We start from the raw sequence: 13935 nt of genomic DNA on the forward strand, positions 1-13935 counted from the left end.
CAGGGCGGAACCCGGACCGTACACCCCTCGACGAAAGTGATCCGACGTGAGCAATCTGGTCGTCGCCCTGGTGGAAGCAGCCGAACGGCACCCGCAGCGCGTCGCGGTGCGCGGTGACGAGAGCGCCCTCACCTACGCGGAACTGGACGAGTTCAGCGCCAGGGCGGCCGGCGGGATGCGGGCCCACGGGGTACGTCCCGGCGATCGGGTCGGGCTGCGGCTGCCCTACGCCCCTGTCTACGCCGTGCTCTACTTCGGCGCCCTGCGCGCCGGCGCGATCGTCGTGCCGATGTACCCGAGCGTGCTGACGGCCTCCGCGCCGACCCGCGCCGACACCTGCGGCGCGCGGCTCGTGTTCACCTCGCCCGACAAGGCGGCCGCGGCGCGGACGAGCGACACGACGCTCGTCCAGGTCGGCCCCGACTTCCTCGACCAAGTGGCCTTCTGGCCCCAGCACTTCAACGTCGTCGGCCGCGCCGACCACGACCCGGCGGTCCTGCTCGGCGCGGGCGGCGCGCCGGACGACGCCGTGGACATGGCGCTGAGCCACAGCACGCTCCGACACGCCTCCCGGACCACCCGGACGCTGATCGACGAGACCGCGGCCGACGAGGCCCACGGCTACGCGCGGGCCTCGTGCGGTCTGCACGCGGTGATGCTCAGCGGCGCCTGCCTGCCCGCCGCCCCGCGGCCGTCGACCGGCCGCTGCCGCACCGGGCGTGAGGGACCGACCCTCGTGGGAGCCGCGCCCGGCCGCCGGTGAGGCGGTTCAGCCGTTGGCCAGGGCCCTGACGCGGGCGGGCGCCCCGTTGAACTTGTCGTGGTCCCCGACGGTCGGGCCGGTCGCGGTGTACTGCCACATCGTGTGGAACTGCCAGCCGGCCGGCAACTGGCCGACGGACGAGGCGTAGCGGGCGATCCACAGCGGGTTGGTGGCACCGAATCCGCTGTAGTTGCCGGTGCACTGCTTCCACCAGCTGGTGGAGGTGTAGATGACCGCGTCACGGCCGGTCCGGCGCTCGTACTGCTTCAGGAAGTCCCGGATCCAGCTGACGAGTTGACCGGACGACTTGCCGTAGCAGGTCGAACCGTAGGGGTTGTACTCGATGTCGAGCACGCCCGGCAGCGTCCTGCCGTCCTTGGACCAGCCGCCGCCGTGGTTGACGAAGTAGTCGGCCTGTTTGGTGCCGCTCGCGGTGTCCGGGGTGGCGAAGTGGTAGGCGCCCCGGATCATGCCGCTCTTGTACGAGCCGTTGTACTGCGAGGCGAAGTACGGGTTCCGGTAGGACTTGCCCTCGGTGGCCTTGACGTAGGCCCACTGCACGCCGCTCGTGCGCAGAGTGGACCAGGCGACCTTGCCCTGGTGGCTGGAGACGTCCACGCCCTTGGTCTGCACGACGCGGGTCTCGACAGGGATCCCTTCGATCCCCTCGTTCGCGAGGACGCCCTCGCCCATGAACGCGGTGCCGCGGACGGGCGCCGGCTCACCGGTGTCGTCGGCCGACGCGGAAACCGCGGGGAGGGCCGTCAGAAGGAGCTGAGAGGCGACCAGTGTGCCGATGGCGAGTCGGCGGCGACGGTTCCTCGGTGCTGCTGCAGTTACGTTGCGCATGCGGCTCATCTGACCCCCTGTCACCGCGGGGCGCATCTCACAGTGGGCCAGACGGTGTTGGGCGCCGGATACCCTCATCGCCGACAGCAGCCATCGGACTTGCGTCCTCGCAGGTCAGCGCGCGGCCGTCGCAGAGTGGTGCTGTGCGGGGGAGTGATGGTGCCGAGACGTCAGACGGTGGACTCGGGCTGCTGCGGGCTGAGGTGGTGGACAGCGGTCCGCTCCGCGTGCGGGGCGAGCAGGGTGAGCAGTTCTTCCGCCGCGGTCTTCAGGAGTGCGGCGTCGTCCGTGGCCCGGAGGGTTTCGAGGACGAAGGCCACGCGGGTGGAGTCCTCGGTGACGCGGGTGCGGTGGGCGTCGCGGTGGTTCCAATGCCGGGTCAGGACCCCGTCGGCGTCCACGTAGACGACCTCGCCGGGCCTGGGGATCTCCACGGCGTCGGGCTCGCCGAGCGGGGTGAACTCCTCGCTGCCGTCGGCGTACCGGATCTCGATGTCGCCGGTGACGTGGTCGAGGTCGAACGCTCCGGCGGGCAGACCGTGGTGCACGGAGGCCGCGTTGTAGGAGTCGACGGCCGGATTGATGCGCGGCAGCGTGCCCTTCTTCACCATGCGGCGGCCCAGGGCGTCGACGCTGGGGCGGACGCGGCGCGGGTTGGTGCCGAAGGAGCGGTACGCGGCGTGCCACGCCTCGATGCGCGGGTCGCTCTCGTCGGCCGGGGTCCAGGTGCCGGCGGCGAGCCGCTGTTCGAGGTCGTCGAGAGCCGCGCTCGTGGCGGGCCAGGGCTCGTGACCGCGCAGGCCGGTGGCGGTGACCACGGCGATCAGGGCGCCGGGGAAGGCGTCGACCACGGCGGGGGCGATGCGGAAGGTGGTCATGGGCGGGGCTCCGTTCGACTCGGGGCGAGGGGAGGAGGGGTGCGTACAGGCCGCGGGGCACAGGTCACGGCTTCAGGTGCTTCAGGGCTTCAGGTGCTTCAGGTGAGGGCCAGGAGGCTCACGGCGACCGCCGCGGTGCCCAGACCGACGAGCTGCCCCTTGTGGATGCGCTCGGCGAGCACGCTGCGGGCGAGTAGGACGGTGCCGGCCGGGTACAGCGCGGTGATCACGGCGACGACGGCGAGGTCGCCGTCCCGTACGGCGAGCAGGAACAGCAGGTTCGCGAGCGAGTCCAGGACGCCCGCGGCGGCGGACACGGCGTAGGCGGGCTTCTCCGGGCCGAGCCTGCCCCGCAGGGTGGCGGCCGCGGCCAGGGTCACGGCCGAGGAGACGGCCCTGCCGACGATCAGGGGAGCCACACCGCTGTCGGACGGTGCCTGGTGGAGGCAGACGAGTTGCAGCGCGATGGCCGCTCCCGCGCCGAGCGCCATCAGCAGCGCCCCGCGCGAGGGACGCGACGAGCCCGCCCCGTGACCGGCGCTCACCAGCACCACCGCGACCAGGGCGAGCGGCAGACCGAGCAGACCGGCGAGGCCCAGACGGTCGCCCTGCGCCAGACCGACCGCGACGGGCAACGCGGCGGACACCAGCGCCGTCATCGGGGAGAGCACGTTCATCGGCCCGATCGCGAGCGTCTTGTAGAGCAGTGCGAACGCGGCGGCCGAGGCCACACCGGAGGCGGCTCCCCAGCCGAGCGCGGAGGGGGCGAACGAGGCGCCGAGCACGGGCCACATCAGCAGTTCGAAGGCGAGGCTGGCGGGAGCGGCGACCATCACGGTGCGCAGTACGTGCGCCTTGCGGGCGCCCAGTCCGCCGAGGAAGTCGGCGCACCCGTAGGCGAGCGAACTGCCCAGGGCCAGCAGGAGAGCTATCACGAGGTCGATCCCTTACGATTACGGTGGAACGACCGAACCGTACAACGGAACGACCGCCCGATGTCAACCGAACGACCGGGTGTCACATTCCATTGACCGGTCGGTGAGGGAAACCGGTGAGGGTGTTCGGTGAGAGAAATCCGTGAGGGAAAGGGGAGACGCCAGGTGGCCGAGACGGATGCAGCCCTGCGCACACTCGCGCACAACGTGAGGGCGGCCCGTACGCGCGCGGGTCTGTCCCTGGACGAGCTCGGCCGCCGGGCCAAGGTGAGCAAGGGCGCTCTGGTCGGCCTGGAGAAGGCCCAGGGCAATCCGAACTTCGCGACCCTGGTGAGGCTGGCCGACACGCTCGGGGTCTCGGTCTCCGCGCTGCTGGACGGCCCCGCCGAGGGTCGGGTCCGGGTGGTGTCGGCCGACACCGTCATGCCGCTGTGGGCCGGTGAACAGGGCAGCGAGGCCCGGCTGATGCTGACCACCTCCGGTGCCGCCCCGGTCGAGGTGTGGCGCTGGCGGCTGGAGCCGGGCGAGGAGTACCCGAGCCACCCCCACCAGGCCGGCGTCGTCGAGACCGTCAGCGTGACGGCGGGACGCATGATCCTGGAGGTCGACGGCGCCGAGCACCCGGTCGAGGCGGGTCAGACGGCGGCCTTCGACGGCGACGCCCGCCACACGTACAGGGGTGCGGGCGACAGCACCTGTCACCTGATCATGACCGTCCACCTGCCGCCGGGCTCGACCGGCTGACCTCCGGGCCGCCCGCCCGGCGCGTGCCGCGTCCGGCCCCTGACCGGTCAGGCGGCCGTCATGCCGGCGGATCGCTCGGCGGCCAGTTCGACCGCGCGCCGAACCGACTCCCCGGCCGCCGCCAGCAGCGGCAGGCGCACGGCAGGGCTCGGGATGCGGCCCTGCGCGTGCAGCACGCCCTTGATCACGGTCGGGTTCGGCTCGGCGAAGAGCGCGGCGGAGAGCCGGGCCAGGTCGGCGCCGAGCCGGCGGGCGGGTCCGGCCGAGCCCGCCCGCCACAGCGCGATCAGCTCGGCGTAGTCGGCGGTACGGACGTTGGCCGAGGCCAGGATGCCGCCGTGCGCCCCCGCCGCGAGCAGCGGCGAGATGACCGCGTCGTCGCCCCCGAGCACCGCGAAGCCGGCCGGCGGCGCACCGAGCAGCTCCATCGCCGCCGCGTCGATCGCGCCGGTCGCGTACTTGACCCCGACGACCTCCGGCAGTTCCCCGAGCGTGGTGAGCGCGCCCGTGCCCAGGGACTGACCCGTGCGGTACGGGATGTCGTAGACGACGAGCGGCAGACCCCCGTGCTCCGCGAGCGCCGTGAAGTGCGCCAGCGTTCCCGCGATCCCCGGGCGCGTGTACGGCGGCGCGGGGACCAGCGCCGCGGCGACATCGCCCCGCGCGGCGAGTTCACGCAGGGACGTCACGGCGGAGGTGGTGTCGTTCGTGCCGACGCCGACGATCAGGGGTGCTCCGTGCGCCCGGCAGGCGGCGGCGCAGACGCGGACGACGGTCTGCTTCTCCTCGGAGGTCAGCGTGGCCGCCTCGGCGGTGGTGCCCAGGGCGACGAGCCCGCGCGCGCCACCCGTCGACAGTGCCTCGTCGGCGAGACGGGCGAGGGCGTCCGGGGCGAGGCGCAGGTCGTCGGTGAAAGGGGTGACGAGGGGGACGAACAGGCCGGAGAGGTTCGCTTCGGGGAGCGTGCGCGTCTTCATGCGTCCAGCCTGACCGATGCGAACCCGGTAGATCCAGTTCATGTTTCTTCGCTCATGCGTAAGCTCAGCTTATGCTCGATGTGCGAAGACTCCATCTGCTGCGCGAACTGGACCGGCGCGGCACCATCGCGGCCGTGGCCGAGGCGCTGAACTTCACCGCTTCGGCCGTCTCCCAGCAGCTGAGCGTGCTGGAGCGCGAGGCGGGCGTGCCCCTGCTGGAGCGCAGCGGCCGGCGGGTGGTCCTCACGCCCGCGGGCCGCACCCTCGTCGGCCACGCGGACGCCGTCCTGGAACGCCTCGAACTCGCGGTCTCCGAACTGGCCGGGGCCCGCGAGGGCATCGGCGGATCGCTGCGCATCGGGACGTTCCCCTCGGGCGGCCCCGCGATCGTGCCCGCGACCCTGGCCGAACTGGCCCGGCGCCATCCCGCGCTGGAGCCGATGGTGCAGGAGATCGACTCGGCGCGGGTCTCCGACGGGCTTCGCGCCGGCGAGCTCGACGTGGCGCTCGTCCACGACTACGACTTCGTGCCCGCCTCGCCCGACACCACGGTCGACGAGGTCCCCCTGCTGGACGAGCCGATGTACCTGGCGACGGGCGGCGGCGGGCCGGCCTCCGACGCCGCCCGCGGCGGCGACACGCTGGCGGATCTCCTCGGCCCCTGGGCCGAAGCGCCGTGGATCACCGCGAGGGACGGCACGACCGGCCACGCGATGGCGGTACGCGCCTGCCAGGCCGCCGGCTTCCGCCCGCGCATCCGCCACCAGGTCAACGACTTCCGTACGGTCCTGGCGCTGGCGGCCATCGGCCAAGGTGCCGGATTCGTACCGGAGATGGCCACCGCGCAGGCCCCCGACGGCGTGCTCCTGACCCGGCTGCCCCTCTTCCGCCGCTCGAAGGTCGCCTTCCGCGCGGGCGGCGGCAGCCATCCGGCGATCGCGGCCTTCGTGACGGCCGCGCGGGCGGCAGTCGGCGGCAGTAGCTGAAAAGCGGCAGTAGCTGAAAAGAGGACCGCCACCGGGTGACCATGACAGGCAGGGCGATTCGCGCAGACGTGCGAGGCCGGGGGCGAAGGAGCGCGATGACGGGCAGGAGCGGCGGCATGGGCACAGGTATGGGCACAGGTACGGGCAGGGTCATGGACGCCGGCTCGGCTCGGGAGATCTGGCAGAAGCTGGAACCCCTGCACGCCGTCACCTACTTCGCACCCGAGTGCGTCGAGGCGCATCGAGAGGTCGGACTGCGGGGCTTCTGGATGGGCTACTTCGGGGCGCGGGCCGCGCCCCTCGGTGCCGTGGCGGCCGGCGTCGTCGAGGCGGCCTTCTTCAACTTCCATCCCGCGATGGTGCGTCGCGCCGTCCCCGACGCCTGGCGCTTCGCCGCCCCCGACGCCGTCCTCCGGGCCCGCTCCCTGTCCGCCACCGCGGCGCTGCGTCGCGTGGCGCCCTCGGCGGCGCAGGCGGCGGCGCGGATCAACGCCCTGCTGGAGCGGGTGGTCGCCGCGGCGGACGGCGCCGGCTGCCCGCTGTTCGCCGCCAACCGGGGCCTGAACGTGCCCGACGACCCGGTCGGGGCGCTGTGGCAGCACACCACGACGCTGCGCGAGCACCGCGGGGACGGACATGTCGCCGTCCTGACGGCGGAAGGTGTGGGCGGGTGCGAGGCGCACGTCCTGTTCGCGGCGTCCGAGGGAACGGACGTGGCGATCCTGCGCGACAACCGAGGCTGGTCGAAGGACGAGTGGCAGGCCGCCGCGGACCGCCTGTCCGCGCGCGGTCTCCTCGACGACGGTGGACACCCGACGGCCGAGGGCCGAGCCCTGCGCGACCACGTGGAGTCCCGCACCGACGCCCTCGCCGTCCGGCCCTACGAGGAACTCCGGCAGGGCGAGTTCGCACAACTCCAGGAGTTGCTGGCCCCGTTGGCCGCGCAGGCACTCGCCTCTGACACCGTTCCGTTCCCCAACCCCATGGGTCTTCCGGCGCGGACGGCAGCGACGCCGGACGGGCTCAGGGCGACCAGACGTACGGGGTCGTCGTCGTGACCGCGTGGAGGCCGAGCCGGGTGAGGATCGGCGCGCTGTCGGCCGACGCGTCGACATAGAGGTAGCGGACGCCGCGGGCGGCGGCGAGCCGGGCCCGATGGGCGACCATGGCCCGGTAGATGCCCTGCCCGCGCCACTCCTCGAGTGTCGACCCGCCCCAGAGCCCGCCGAAGTCGACGCCCTCCTTGAACACCAGCCAGGCGGCACACACGACTTCGCCCCCGGCCTCGGCGACCAGGACGACGATGTCCTCCGGCGCGCTCTCGATCCGGCCGGTCAGGTCGTCGGCCAGCCAGCCCCAGTCCTCGCCCCACACGGTGCTCTCCATCGCGGCGATGCGCCGGAGGTCCGAGGCGGCGGTGACCCGGCGCAGGGTCACGCCGTCGGGCAGGACGGGGTCGGCGGCCAGGTCCGCGGACTGCCCGATGAGCACGGTCTCACTGTCCTCCGGGACGAACCCGGCCGCGGTGAGCCGCTCGACGAGGTCGCCGGGGAGATCGTGACCGCGGGTCTTCCATTCGACCGCCTCGCCACGAGCCGCGTAGAAGTCACGCTGCCGGGCGATGAGCGCGTCGAGTTCGTCCCCGCGGACGCCGAGGTCGCGCGGGCCCGTGACGAAGCCGCGGTGCCAGCCGACGACGCGGGTCAGCGGGCCGTCGGTCTCGATGCGGGTGCTCCCGCCGGGCGGGGTGACGCCCCGGAGCTGGGAGTCGTACGCGGCGCGGAGTTCAGTGATCAAAGTGTCGTTCACTCGAACACCGTACGAACCGGGTCAAGTGATTAAACGCCGTCGTGGTCGGCGATCGACGGGTCCTTCAGAAGGGCGTCCGGGGCGAGGGCCGTGCCCTGCTCGTACGCCGTGTCGAAGCGGGCGTCACCGAGCGCTCCCCGGGCGGCGGCCTCGACGCGGTGGACGTCCTCGCGCTCGCCCTCGGGCAGCGGTGCGCCGACCGAACGGCGCAGTGTGTCGGCGGCGCCCAGGAGGCGGGCCGCGCGAGCGGGTTCGCCCGTGAGCGCGCGGGCACCGGCAAGGCCTTCGAAGCCGAGCGCGAGACTGCGCGGAGAGCCGGCCGCGCGGGCGGCGGCCAGCCCGTCGAGCTGGAGCCGCAGCGCGGCCGGGGCGTCGCCGCGCAGTTCGGCCACGAAGCCCAGCTCGGCGAGGATCAGCGCGGGCACCTCGGGTTCGTACCCCATCTGCCGGTGCACCTCGAGCACGTGCCGCAGGTGTGCCTCGGCCGCGTCCAGACGGCCCTCGCGGCGGGCGCCGATGCCGAGCCCGGTCTCCGCGTACTGCTCCCCGAAGCGGTCCGAGCGCGCGACCGCGAGCCGCCTGGCGCGTGCGTGGAACTCCCGGGCGCGCGGGAGGTCCCCGCCGAGCAGCGCGATCCGGCCGAGGCCGGACAGCTGGAAGCAGACCGCCGGCCACAGCTCCAGGTCCTCGGCCATGCGCAGGCCCTCGCGGTGCAACCGCTCCGCGCGTGCGTAGTCACCGGCGACCTGCGCGTCCATCTGCAGCGGCACCATCGCCTGCAACTGGCCCCACTGGTCGCCCAGTTCACGGAACAGCTCCAGACTGCGGCCCCCGTGCCGGCGCACCGCGTCGGAGTCCCCGCGCAACTGCGCGTGGAACGCCTGGCCGGCCAGCACGGCGGCCGTGCCCCACCGGTCACCGAGCCGGCGGAAGGCATCGAGCGCGGACGAGAGGAGTTCCTGGCTCGGGCACGGATCGCCGACTCCGTACTGCTGGGATGCCAGGAACCACTCCGCCGTCGCCCGGCCGTGCGGATCGTCCACCCCGTCGTAGGGTCGGAGTGCGGCGCGGTACTCGGCGGCCGGGTCGGAGGTGCCGCCGAGCAGCAGCCGGAACCCGCCGAGCAGAGCGGTGGCCCGCGCCGAGAGAGCGGGCTCGACGCTGACGCCGGGCGCGGACGCGGCGTCCAGGGCTGCGGTCAGGGCGCGCCGTGCTTCGCAGTAGCGGCCGCGCAACTGCCAGTACCGTGCAAGGGAGTTGACCAGCCGCAGCGCGCAGCCGGCGTCACCGGCCGCGACCGCGCCGTCGAGCGCGGAGCGCAGGTTCGCGTGCTCGGCGTCCAGGCGGCGCAGCCACGCCCGCTGGGCGGGCCCGCGCAGCCGCGGCTCGGCGTTCTCGGCCAGCGCCCGGTAGTACGCGCGGTGGGCGTGCCGCAGGTCCGCCGCCTCGCCCGACTCCGTGAGGCGCTCCGCCGCATAGGCGCCCACCGACTCGAGCAGCCGGTAGCGGGGTCCGTCCGCGGGGCCCTCGTTCATCTGCAACAGTGAGCCGTCCACGAGCCGGGCGAGCAGATCGAGCACCTCCGCGCGGTCCACACCCTGTCCCGCGCAGAGTTCCTCGGCGGCGGCGAGGGTGCAGCCCTCGGTGTGCACGGCCAGGCGGCGCAGCACGGCGCGCTCGCCCGCGCCCAGCAGACCCCAGCTCCAGTCGATGACCGCGCGCAGGGTGCGCTGGCGGGCCGGGGCGCCACGTGAGCCCACCGAGAGCAGCGAGAACCGGTCGTCGAGCCGGGCCGCCAACGCGTGGACGCCCAGGGCCCGTACGCGCGTCGCGGCCATCTCCAGCGCCAGCGGGATGCCGTCGAGACGCCGGCACACCGAGACCACCGAGTCCAGGGTGCTGTCGTCGAGCGCGAAGCGCGGCGCGGCGGCCTGGGCGCGCGCCACGAACAGCTCGACGGCGGCGAACGCGCGCACGTCAGCCGCGCTCAAGCCCTCGGCGGAGTCCGGGTGCGGCAGCGGCGGCACTTCCTCCAACACCTCGCCGGTGATGCCCAGCGGGGCCTGGCTGGTGGCCAGCACCCGCAACGACGGGGCCGCCCGCAGGAGTTGCTCGGCCAGCTCGGTCGCCGGTGCGGCGACGTGTTCGCAGTTGTCGAGGACGAGCAGGGCCGGTCGGCCGGCCAGGGTGCGGGCGATGCGGCCGGCCAGAGGTTGGGGTGCGCCGCCGGGCCGGGCGGTGTCGTCGCGCAGACCGAAGACGGCGCGCAGCACGTCGGCGACGCCGGTCGTCCCGTCAGCCGCCGCGTCAGTCGGCTCGGTGGTGTTCTCGTCGATCGCTTCCGTGGTGTGCAGGCCGGCGAGTTCTGCGAGGTGCACGCCGCCGGGGAAGTCCGGCGCCAGGTGTGTGGCGGTGGCCAGGGCGAGCCGGGTCTTGCCGACGCCGCCCGGGCCGGTGAGCGTGACCAGGCGGTGCGCTCCGAGCAGGGCGCGCAGTTCCGCGACGGCCTCGTCGCGGCCGATCAGCTCGGTGAGCTGCGCGGGCACGGCGGCCGGCTCGCGATGGGCGAGGGCCGGTGCGGGGGAGCGCGGGGCGTGGAGAGCCGGGTCCTGGGCCAGGACCGACTGCTGGAGTTCAGTGATCTCGGGGCCGGGGTCGATGCCCAGCTCCTCGGCCAGCCGGGCCCGCAGCTCCGCGAGACTGCGCAGCGCCTCTTGCTGCCGCCCCGCCCCGTAGAGCGCCCGCACCTGGACGGCGCGGGCCCGCTCACGCAGCGGGTGGCGGCTCACCAGGTCGTTCAACTCATCAGCGACCGGAGCGTGTTGGCCCAGCGCCAGGCGTGCCTCGGCCTGTTCCTCGACGGCGGTCAGGCGTTGCTCGTCGAGGCGGGCGGCAGCGGCCCGTACGAAGTCCTCGTCGGCGAAGTCCGCGAACGCCGGTCCCCGCCACAGCGCGAGGGCGTCCGCCAGCAGCCCGGCCCGGGACGCGGGGTCGGCGGCCGACCGTGCCCGGTCGAGGAGCCCCTGGAACCGTCCCGAGTCCAACGAGTCCTGGGCGGCCAGGAGCTCGTACCCGGCCGGACGGCGCATCACCAGGTCGCGGCCGCCCGGTTCGGCGGCCTCCAGGACCTTGCGCAGCTGCCACACCTTGTTCTGCAGGGCCGCCGCCGGGTTGTTCGGCGGCTTCGCGCCCCACAGGGCCTCGACGAGCCGCTCCGCGGAGACCCGCTGCCCGCGATGGGCCAGGAGATGCGCGAGCAGAGCGCGCACCTTCAGCTCGGGGACCCGGACCTCCGCCCCGCCGTCCGTCCACACGCCCAGCGGACCCAGTACCCCCCAATACATACCGAGCAGGCTATCCGACCCCTCCCGAGGGTGATCAAGAGCGGGCGGGGCCGGGCCCGGAGACAGACCGAGAGCGGACCGGGAGAGGACTGAGAGTGCTCCGGCGCAGTGTGGGGGTCCGACGGAGCCGGGCGCCACGGCACCACCGTCCCCGCACCGCAGTCGGCCGACCGCGCCGGAACCGCGGCCCCGTACCCGAACCAACGCACCGCACTTGGAGGACCCCATGCCGTCGCACACCGACGTCGAGGCCGACCAGGCACCAGGACCGAAGGCCGGTCCGAGACAGTGGCTGGGACTCGCCGTACTCGCCCTGCCCACCCTGCTGATCTCCCTCGACCAGAGCGTGCTCTTCCTGGCACTGCCGCATCTGGCCCGGGACCTCGCGCCGACCGGAACACAGACTCTGTGGATCATGGACATCTACGGCTTCCTGATCGCCGGATTCCTGATCACCATGGGCACCCTCGGTGACCGCATCGGCCGCCGCCGACTCCTCACGATCGGCGCGGCGGCGGTCGGTGCCACCTCCCTCGCGGCCGCCTGGTCGACCAGCGCCGAGACCCTCATCGTCACCCGGGCCCTGCTCGGCATCGCCGCCGCGACCCTCATGCCGTCGACGCTCGCCCTGATCGGCAACATGTTCCACGACCCGGCCCAGCGCGCCCGCGCCATCGCGGTCTGGGCCGGCTGCTTCATGGGCGGCACGGCGCTCGGCCCCGTCGTGGGCGGGATCTTCCTGGAGTACTTCTGGTGGGGATCGGTCTTCCTGCTCGGCGTGCCGGTCGCGGTGCTGCTGCTGATCGCCGCGCCGAAGCTGCTGCCCGAGTACAAAGCCCCGGACGCCGGCCGCATCGACCTGTTCAGCGTGCTGCTCTCCCTCGTGTCGATCCTCTCCGTGATCTACGGACTGAAGGAGCTGGCCCGGCACGGTCTCGCCCCCGTGGCGCTCGCGGCGGTGGCGCTGGGCCTTGCCGTCGGCGCCGTGTTCGTGCGGCGACAGGGCAGGCTGGAGCACCCGCTCCTCGATCTGAAGCTCTTCCGGGTCAAAGCGTTCACCGCCGCGCTGCTGATCCTCATGGTGTCGATGCTCGGCACCGGCGGCGGCTACCTCTTCATCACCGGCTTCCTGCAGATGGTCGAGGGCTACTCGCCGATGACAGCCGGCCTGTGGATGGTGCCGGCGGCCGTCGCCTCGGTCCTCGCGGCCCAGGTGGCACCGGTCCTCACCCGGCGCTTCCAACTCGGCACCGTCGTCGGCGTCGCGCTGATCGTCGGCACGGCCGGTCATGTGCTGCTGGTCCTCGTGGACGCGGTCGCCGGGATGCCGCTGCTCATGACCGGCTTCGTGATCGTCTTCATCGGGGTCGGGACGTTCGGTTCGCTCGGCACCGGACTGGTCGTGGGGTCCGTGCCGCCCGAGAAGAGCGGGTCGGCGGCGGCCCTGTCCTCCATCAGCGGCGATCTCGGCAACGCCCTCGGCGTCGCCGTGCTCGGCAGCCTCGGCACCGCCGTCTACCGCGGCACGCTCGACGCCCCCGCGGGAACGCCGGACCCGGCCGCAGAATCGGCAGGAGCATCCATGGAGAACGCCCTCGCGACTGCCCACGAACTCCCCGCGCGGACCGGCGACGCCCTGCTCACCGCGGCCGAGGAGGCCTACACCGCGGGCCTCAACGCCGTCGCCGCCGCGTGTGTCCTGATCACCGCGGCCGGCGCCGTCATCGCCCTCACCATGCTCCGCAGGCGCCGGGGTGCCGATGCGGCACCGGACGGGGCATCGGCCGAGAAGGCGGACGGCACGCCCCCGAGCCAGGAACCGGTGACCGACCGGACGAACCCCGTCGGCTCCCGCTGACGGCCCTGACCGCCCTGCCCACCTCGACGGTTCCGCCCGCCCCTGACCTCTTCGGAGATCGCACCTTCTGGCGGCGGCCTGAGGTGCCCGCCGCTACCCCTGATCCCTCGCCGGGGACTGGTGCGGCCGGTGCAGGTGGTGGAGCACGGTGGTGAGTTGCTCGCCGGTGAGGGCCGGGGAGGGGAGGGCCTGGCCGGGGCGGGTGCGGAGGCTGTCGAGGAGGAGGGCGAGCGGGCGCCGCCACGAACCGGGCACGGTGGCATGGAGGGCCGGCGCCGTGCGGCCGAGAGCGGCCAGTGCGAGGAGGAGGTCCTCGGTGACGATGTCGGCCCGGACGAGCCCCTGATCGCGGCACCGTTCGAGAAGACCGGTCAGCGTCTCCGCGTTGTGGACGTGGAGCTTCTCCAGGGTGGCGACGCCTTGGATGCCGGTGGTCATGAGGTCGCTGGCACCGCGGTCGGTGGCCAGGACCGTGAAGACGTGGTCGAGGTAGCCGGTCAGGCCGTGCCAGGGGTCCTCGGCGAGGCGGGCTTCCTCGCCGGCGTCGATGACGGCGGTGAGGGTGGCGTGGAAGACGGCCTCGATGAGGGCGGCCCGGTCGGGGAAGCGGCGGTAGAGGGTCGCGTTGCCGACCCCGGCGCGGCGGGCGATCACGTCGAGCGCTGCCTCGACGCCCTGCTCGGCGTAGACCTGGCGGGCCGCGGCCAGGACCAGTTCACGGTTGCGCTGCGCGTCCTTTCTCACAGACGGAACCGTACAGGATCTGTGGAGTGCTCCCCGGTTGCTGTTAGG

General features: G+C 73.5%; 12 protein-coding genes. 5 read left to right on the forward strand and 7 right to left on the reverse strand.

What is annotated here, in order from left to right:
• The first annotated feature begins 46 nt into the window (after nucleotides 1-46).
• Complete coding sequence (locus ACIBTU_RS01900) at nucleotides 47-763, forward strand: AMP-binding protein (protein WP_399123913.1); 717 nt, start codon at nucleotides 47-49, stop codon at nucleotides 761-763.
• Between the two features lie 6 nt (nucleotides 764-769).
• Here ACIBTU_RS01900 and ACIBTU_RS01905 read toward each other — a convergent pair whose 3' ends face one another.
• From ACIBTU_RS01905 to ACIBTU_RS01915, 3 genes are all read right to left on the reverse strand, one after another.
• Nucleotides 770-1612 (reverse strand): lysozyme, encoded by an 843-nt coding sequence (locus tag ACIBTU_RS01905; RefSeq protein WP_399123914.1) that lies wholly within the window; start codon nucleotides 1610-1612, stop codon nucleotides 770-772.
• A 170-nt stretch (nucleotides 1613-1782) separates the two neighbouring features.
• On the reverse strand, nucleotides 1783-2490 hold the full coding sequence (locus ACIBTU_RS01910; protein ID WP_399123915.1) for a B3/4 domain-containing protein: 708 nt from the start codon (nucleotides 2488-2490) through the stop codon (nucleotides 1783-1785).
• A 98-nt stretch (nucleotides 2491-2588) separates the two neighbouring features.
• Nucleotides 2589-3425, reverse strand: a complete 837-nt coding sequence (locus ACIBTU_RS01915; protein WP_399123916.1) for an EamA family transporter — start codon at nucleotides 3423-3425, stop codon at nucleotides 2589-2591.
• A gap of 165 nt (nucleotides 3426-3590) precedes the next feature.
• Between ACIBTU_RS01915 and ACIBTU_RS01920 the strand changes: the two genes are divergently transcribed.
• A complete protein-coding gene (locus ACIBTU_RS01920) occupies nucleotides 3591-4169 on the forward strand; it encodes a helix-turn-helix domain-containing protein (RefSeq protein ID WP_399123917.1) in 579 nt (192 codons plus the stop codon).
• Between the two features lie 47 nt (nucleotides 4170-4216).
• Here the strand turns inward: ACIBTU_RS01920 and ACIBTU_RS01925 are convergent, their stop codons facing one another.
• On the reverse strand, nucleotides 4217-5146 hold the full coding sequence (locus ACIBTU_RS01925; RefSeq protein WP_399123918.1) for a 4-hydroxy-tetrahydrodipicolinate synthase family protein: 930 nt from the start codon (nucleotides 5144-5146) through the stop codon (nucleotides 4217-4219).
• Between the two features lie 71 nt (nucleotides 5147-5217).
• Here ACIBTU_RS01925 and ACIBTU_RS01930 point away from each other — a divergent pair, with 71 nt between their 5' ends.
• Nucleotides 5218-6132: a LysR family transcriptional regulator gene (locus ACIBTU_RS01930; RefSeq protein WP_399123919.1), complete on the forward strand. Its 915-nt coding sequence runs from the start codon at nucleotides 5218-5220 to the stop codon at nucleotides 6130-6132.
• Between the two features lie 116 nt (nucleotides 6133-6248).
• Complete coding sequence (locus tag ACIBTU_RS01935) at nucleotides 6249-7190, forward strand: hypothetical protein (protein ID WP_399123920.1); 942 nt, start codon at nucleotides 6249-6251, stop codon at nucleotides 7188-7190.
• Here the strand turns inward: ACIBTU_RS01935 and ACIBTU_RS01940 are convergent.
• Both ACIBTU_RS01940 and ACIBTU_RS01945 read right to left on the reverse strand, forming a co-directional pair.
• The gene (locus ACIBTU_RS01940; RefSeq protein ID WP_399123921.1) at nucleotides 7156-7941 is read right to left on the reverse strand and encodes a GNAT family N-acetyltransferase; all 786 of its coding nucleotides are present in this window, start codon (nucleotides 7939-7941) and stop codon (nucleotides 7156-7158) included. The genes ACIBTU_RS01935 and ACIBTU_RS01940 overlap by 35 nt on opposite strands.
• Nucleotides 7942-7970: 29 nt before the next feature.
• Entirely contained in the window at nucleotides 7971-11285 is a 3315-nt protein-coding gene (locus ACIBTU_RS01945) for a BTAD domain-containing putative transcriptional regulator (protein ID WP_399123922.1), read from the reverse strand.
• A 226-nt stretch (nucleotides 11286-11511) separates the two neighbouring features.
• On the opposite strand from ACIBTU_RS01945, the gene ACIBTU_RS01950 reads away from it, so the two are divergent.
• Entirely contained in the window at nucleotides 11512-13143 is a 1632-nt protein-coding gene (locus tag ACIBTU_RS01950) for an MFS transporter (RefSeq protein ID WP_399123923.1), read from the forward strand.
• Nucleotides 13144-13236: 93 nt separating this feature from the next.
• On the opposite strand, the gene ACIBTU_RS01955 is transcribed toward ACIBTU_RS01950, so the two are convergent.
• Nucleotides 13237-13887, reverse strand: a complete 651-nt coding sequence (locus tag ACIBTU_RS01955) for a TetR/AcrR family transcriptional regulator (protein WP_399123924.1) — start codon at nucleotides 13885-13887, stop codon at nucleotides 13237-13239.
• Between the last annotated feature and the right edge of the window lie 48 nt (nucleotides 13888-13935).

This window comes from Streptomyces sp. NPDC050145, assembly GCF_044460245.1.
Lineage (GTDB): Bacteria > Actinomycetota > Actinomycetes > Streptomycetales > Streptomycetaceae > Streptomyces.

Coding starts and splice junctions, on each gene's coding strand:
- ACIBTU_RS01905 (WP_399123914.1), bottom strand. CDS start 1,612: ATGCGCAACGTAACTGCAGCAGCACCGAGGAACCGTCGCCGCCGACTC.
- ACIBTU_RS01950 (WP_399123923.1), top strand. CDS start 11,512: ATGCCGTCGCACACCGACGTCGAGGCCGACCAGGCACCAGGACCGAAG.
- ACIBTU_RS01930 (WP_399123919.1), top strand. CDS start 5,218: ATGCTCGATGTGCGAAGACTCCATCTGCTGCGCGAACTGGACCGGCGC.
- ACIBTU_RS01925 (WP_399123918.1), bottom strand. CDS start 5,146: ATGAAGACGCGCACGCTCCCCGAAGCGAACCTCTCCGGCCTGTTCGTC.
- ACIBTU_RS01910 (WP_399123915.1), bottom strand. CDS start 2,490: ATGACCACCTTCCGCATCGCCCCCGCCGTGGTCGACGCCTTCCCCGGC.
- ACIBTU_RS01935 (WP_399123920.1), top strand. CDS start 6,249: ATGGGCACAGGTATGGGCACAGGTACGGGCAGGGTCATGGACGCCGGC.
- ACIBTU_RS01945 (WP_399123922.1), bottom strand. CDS start 11,285: ATGTATTGGGGGGTACTGGGTCCGCTGGGCGTGTGGACGGACGGCGGG.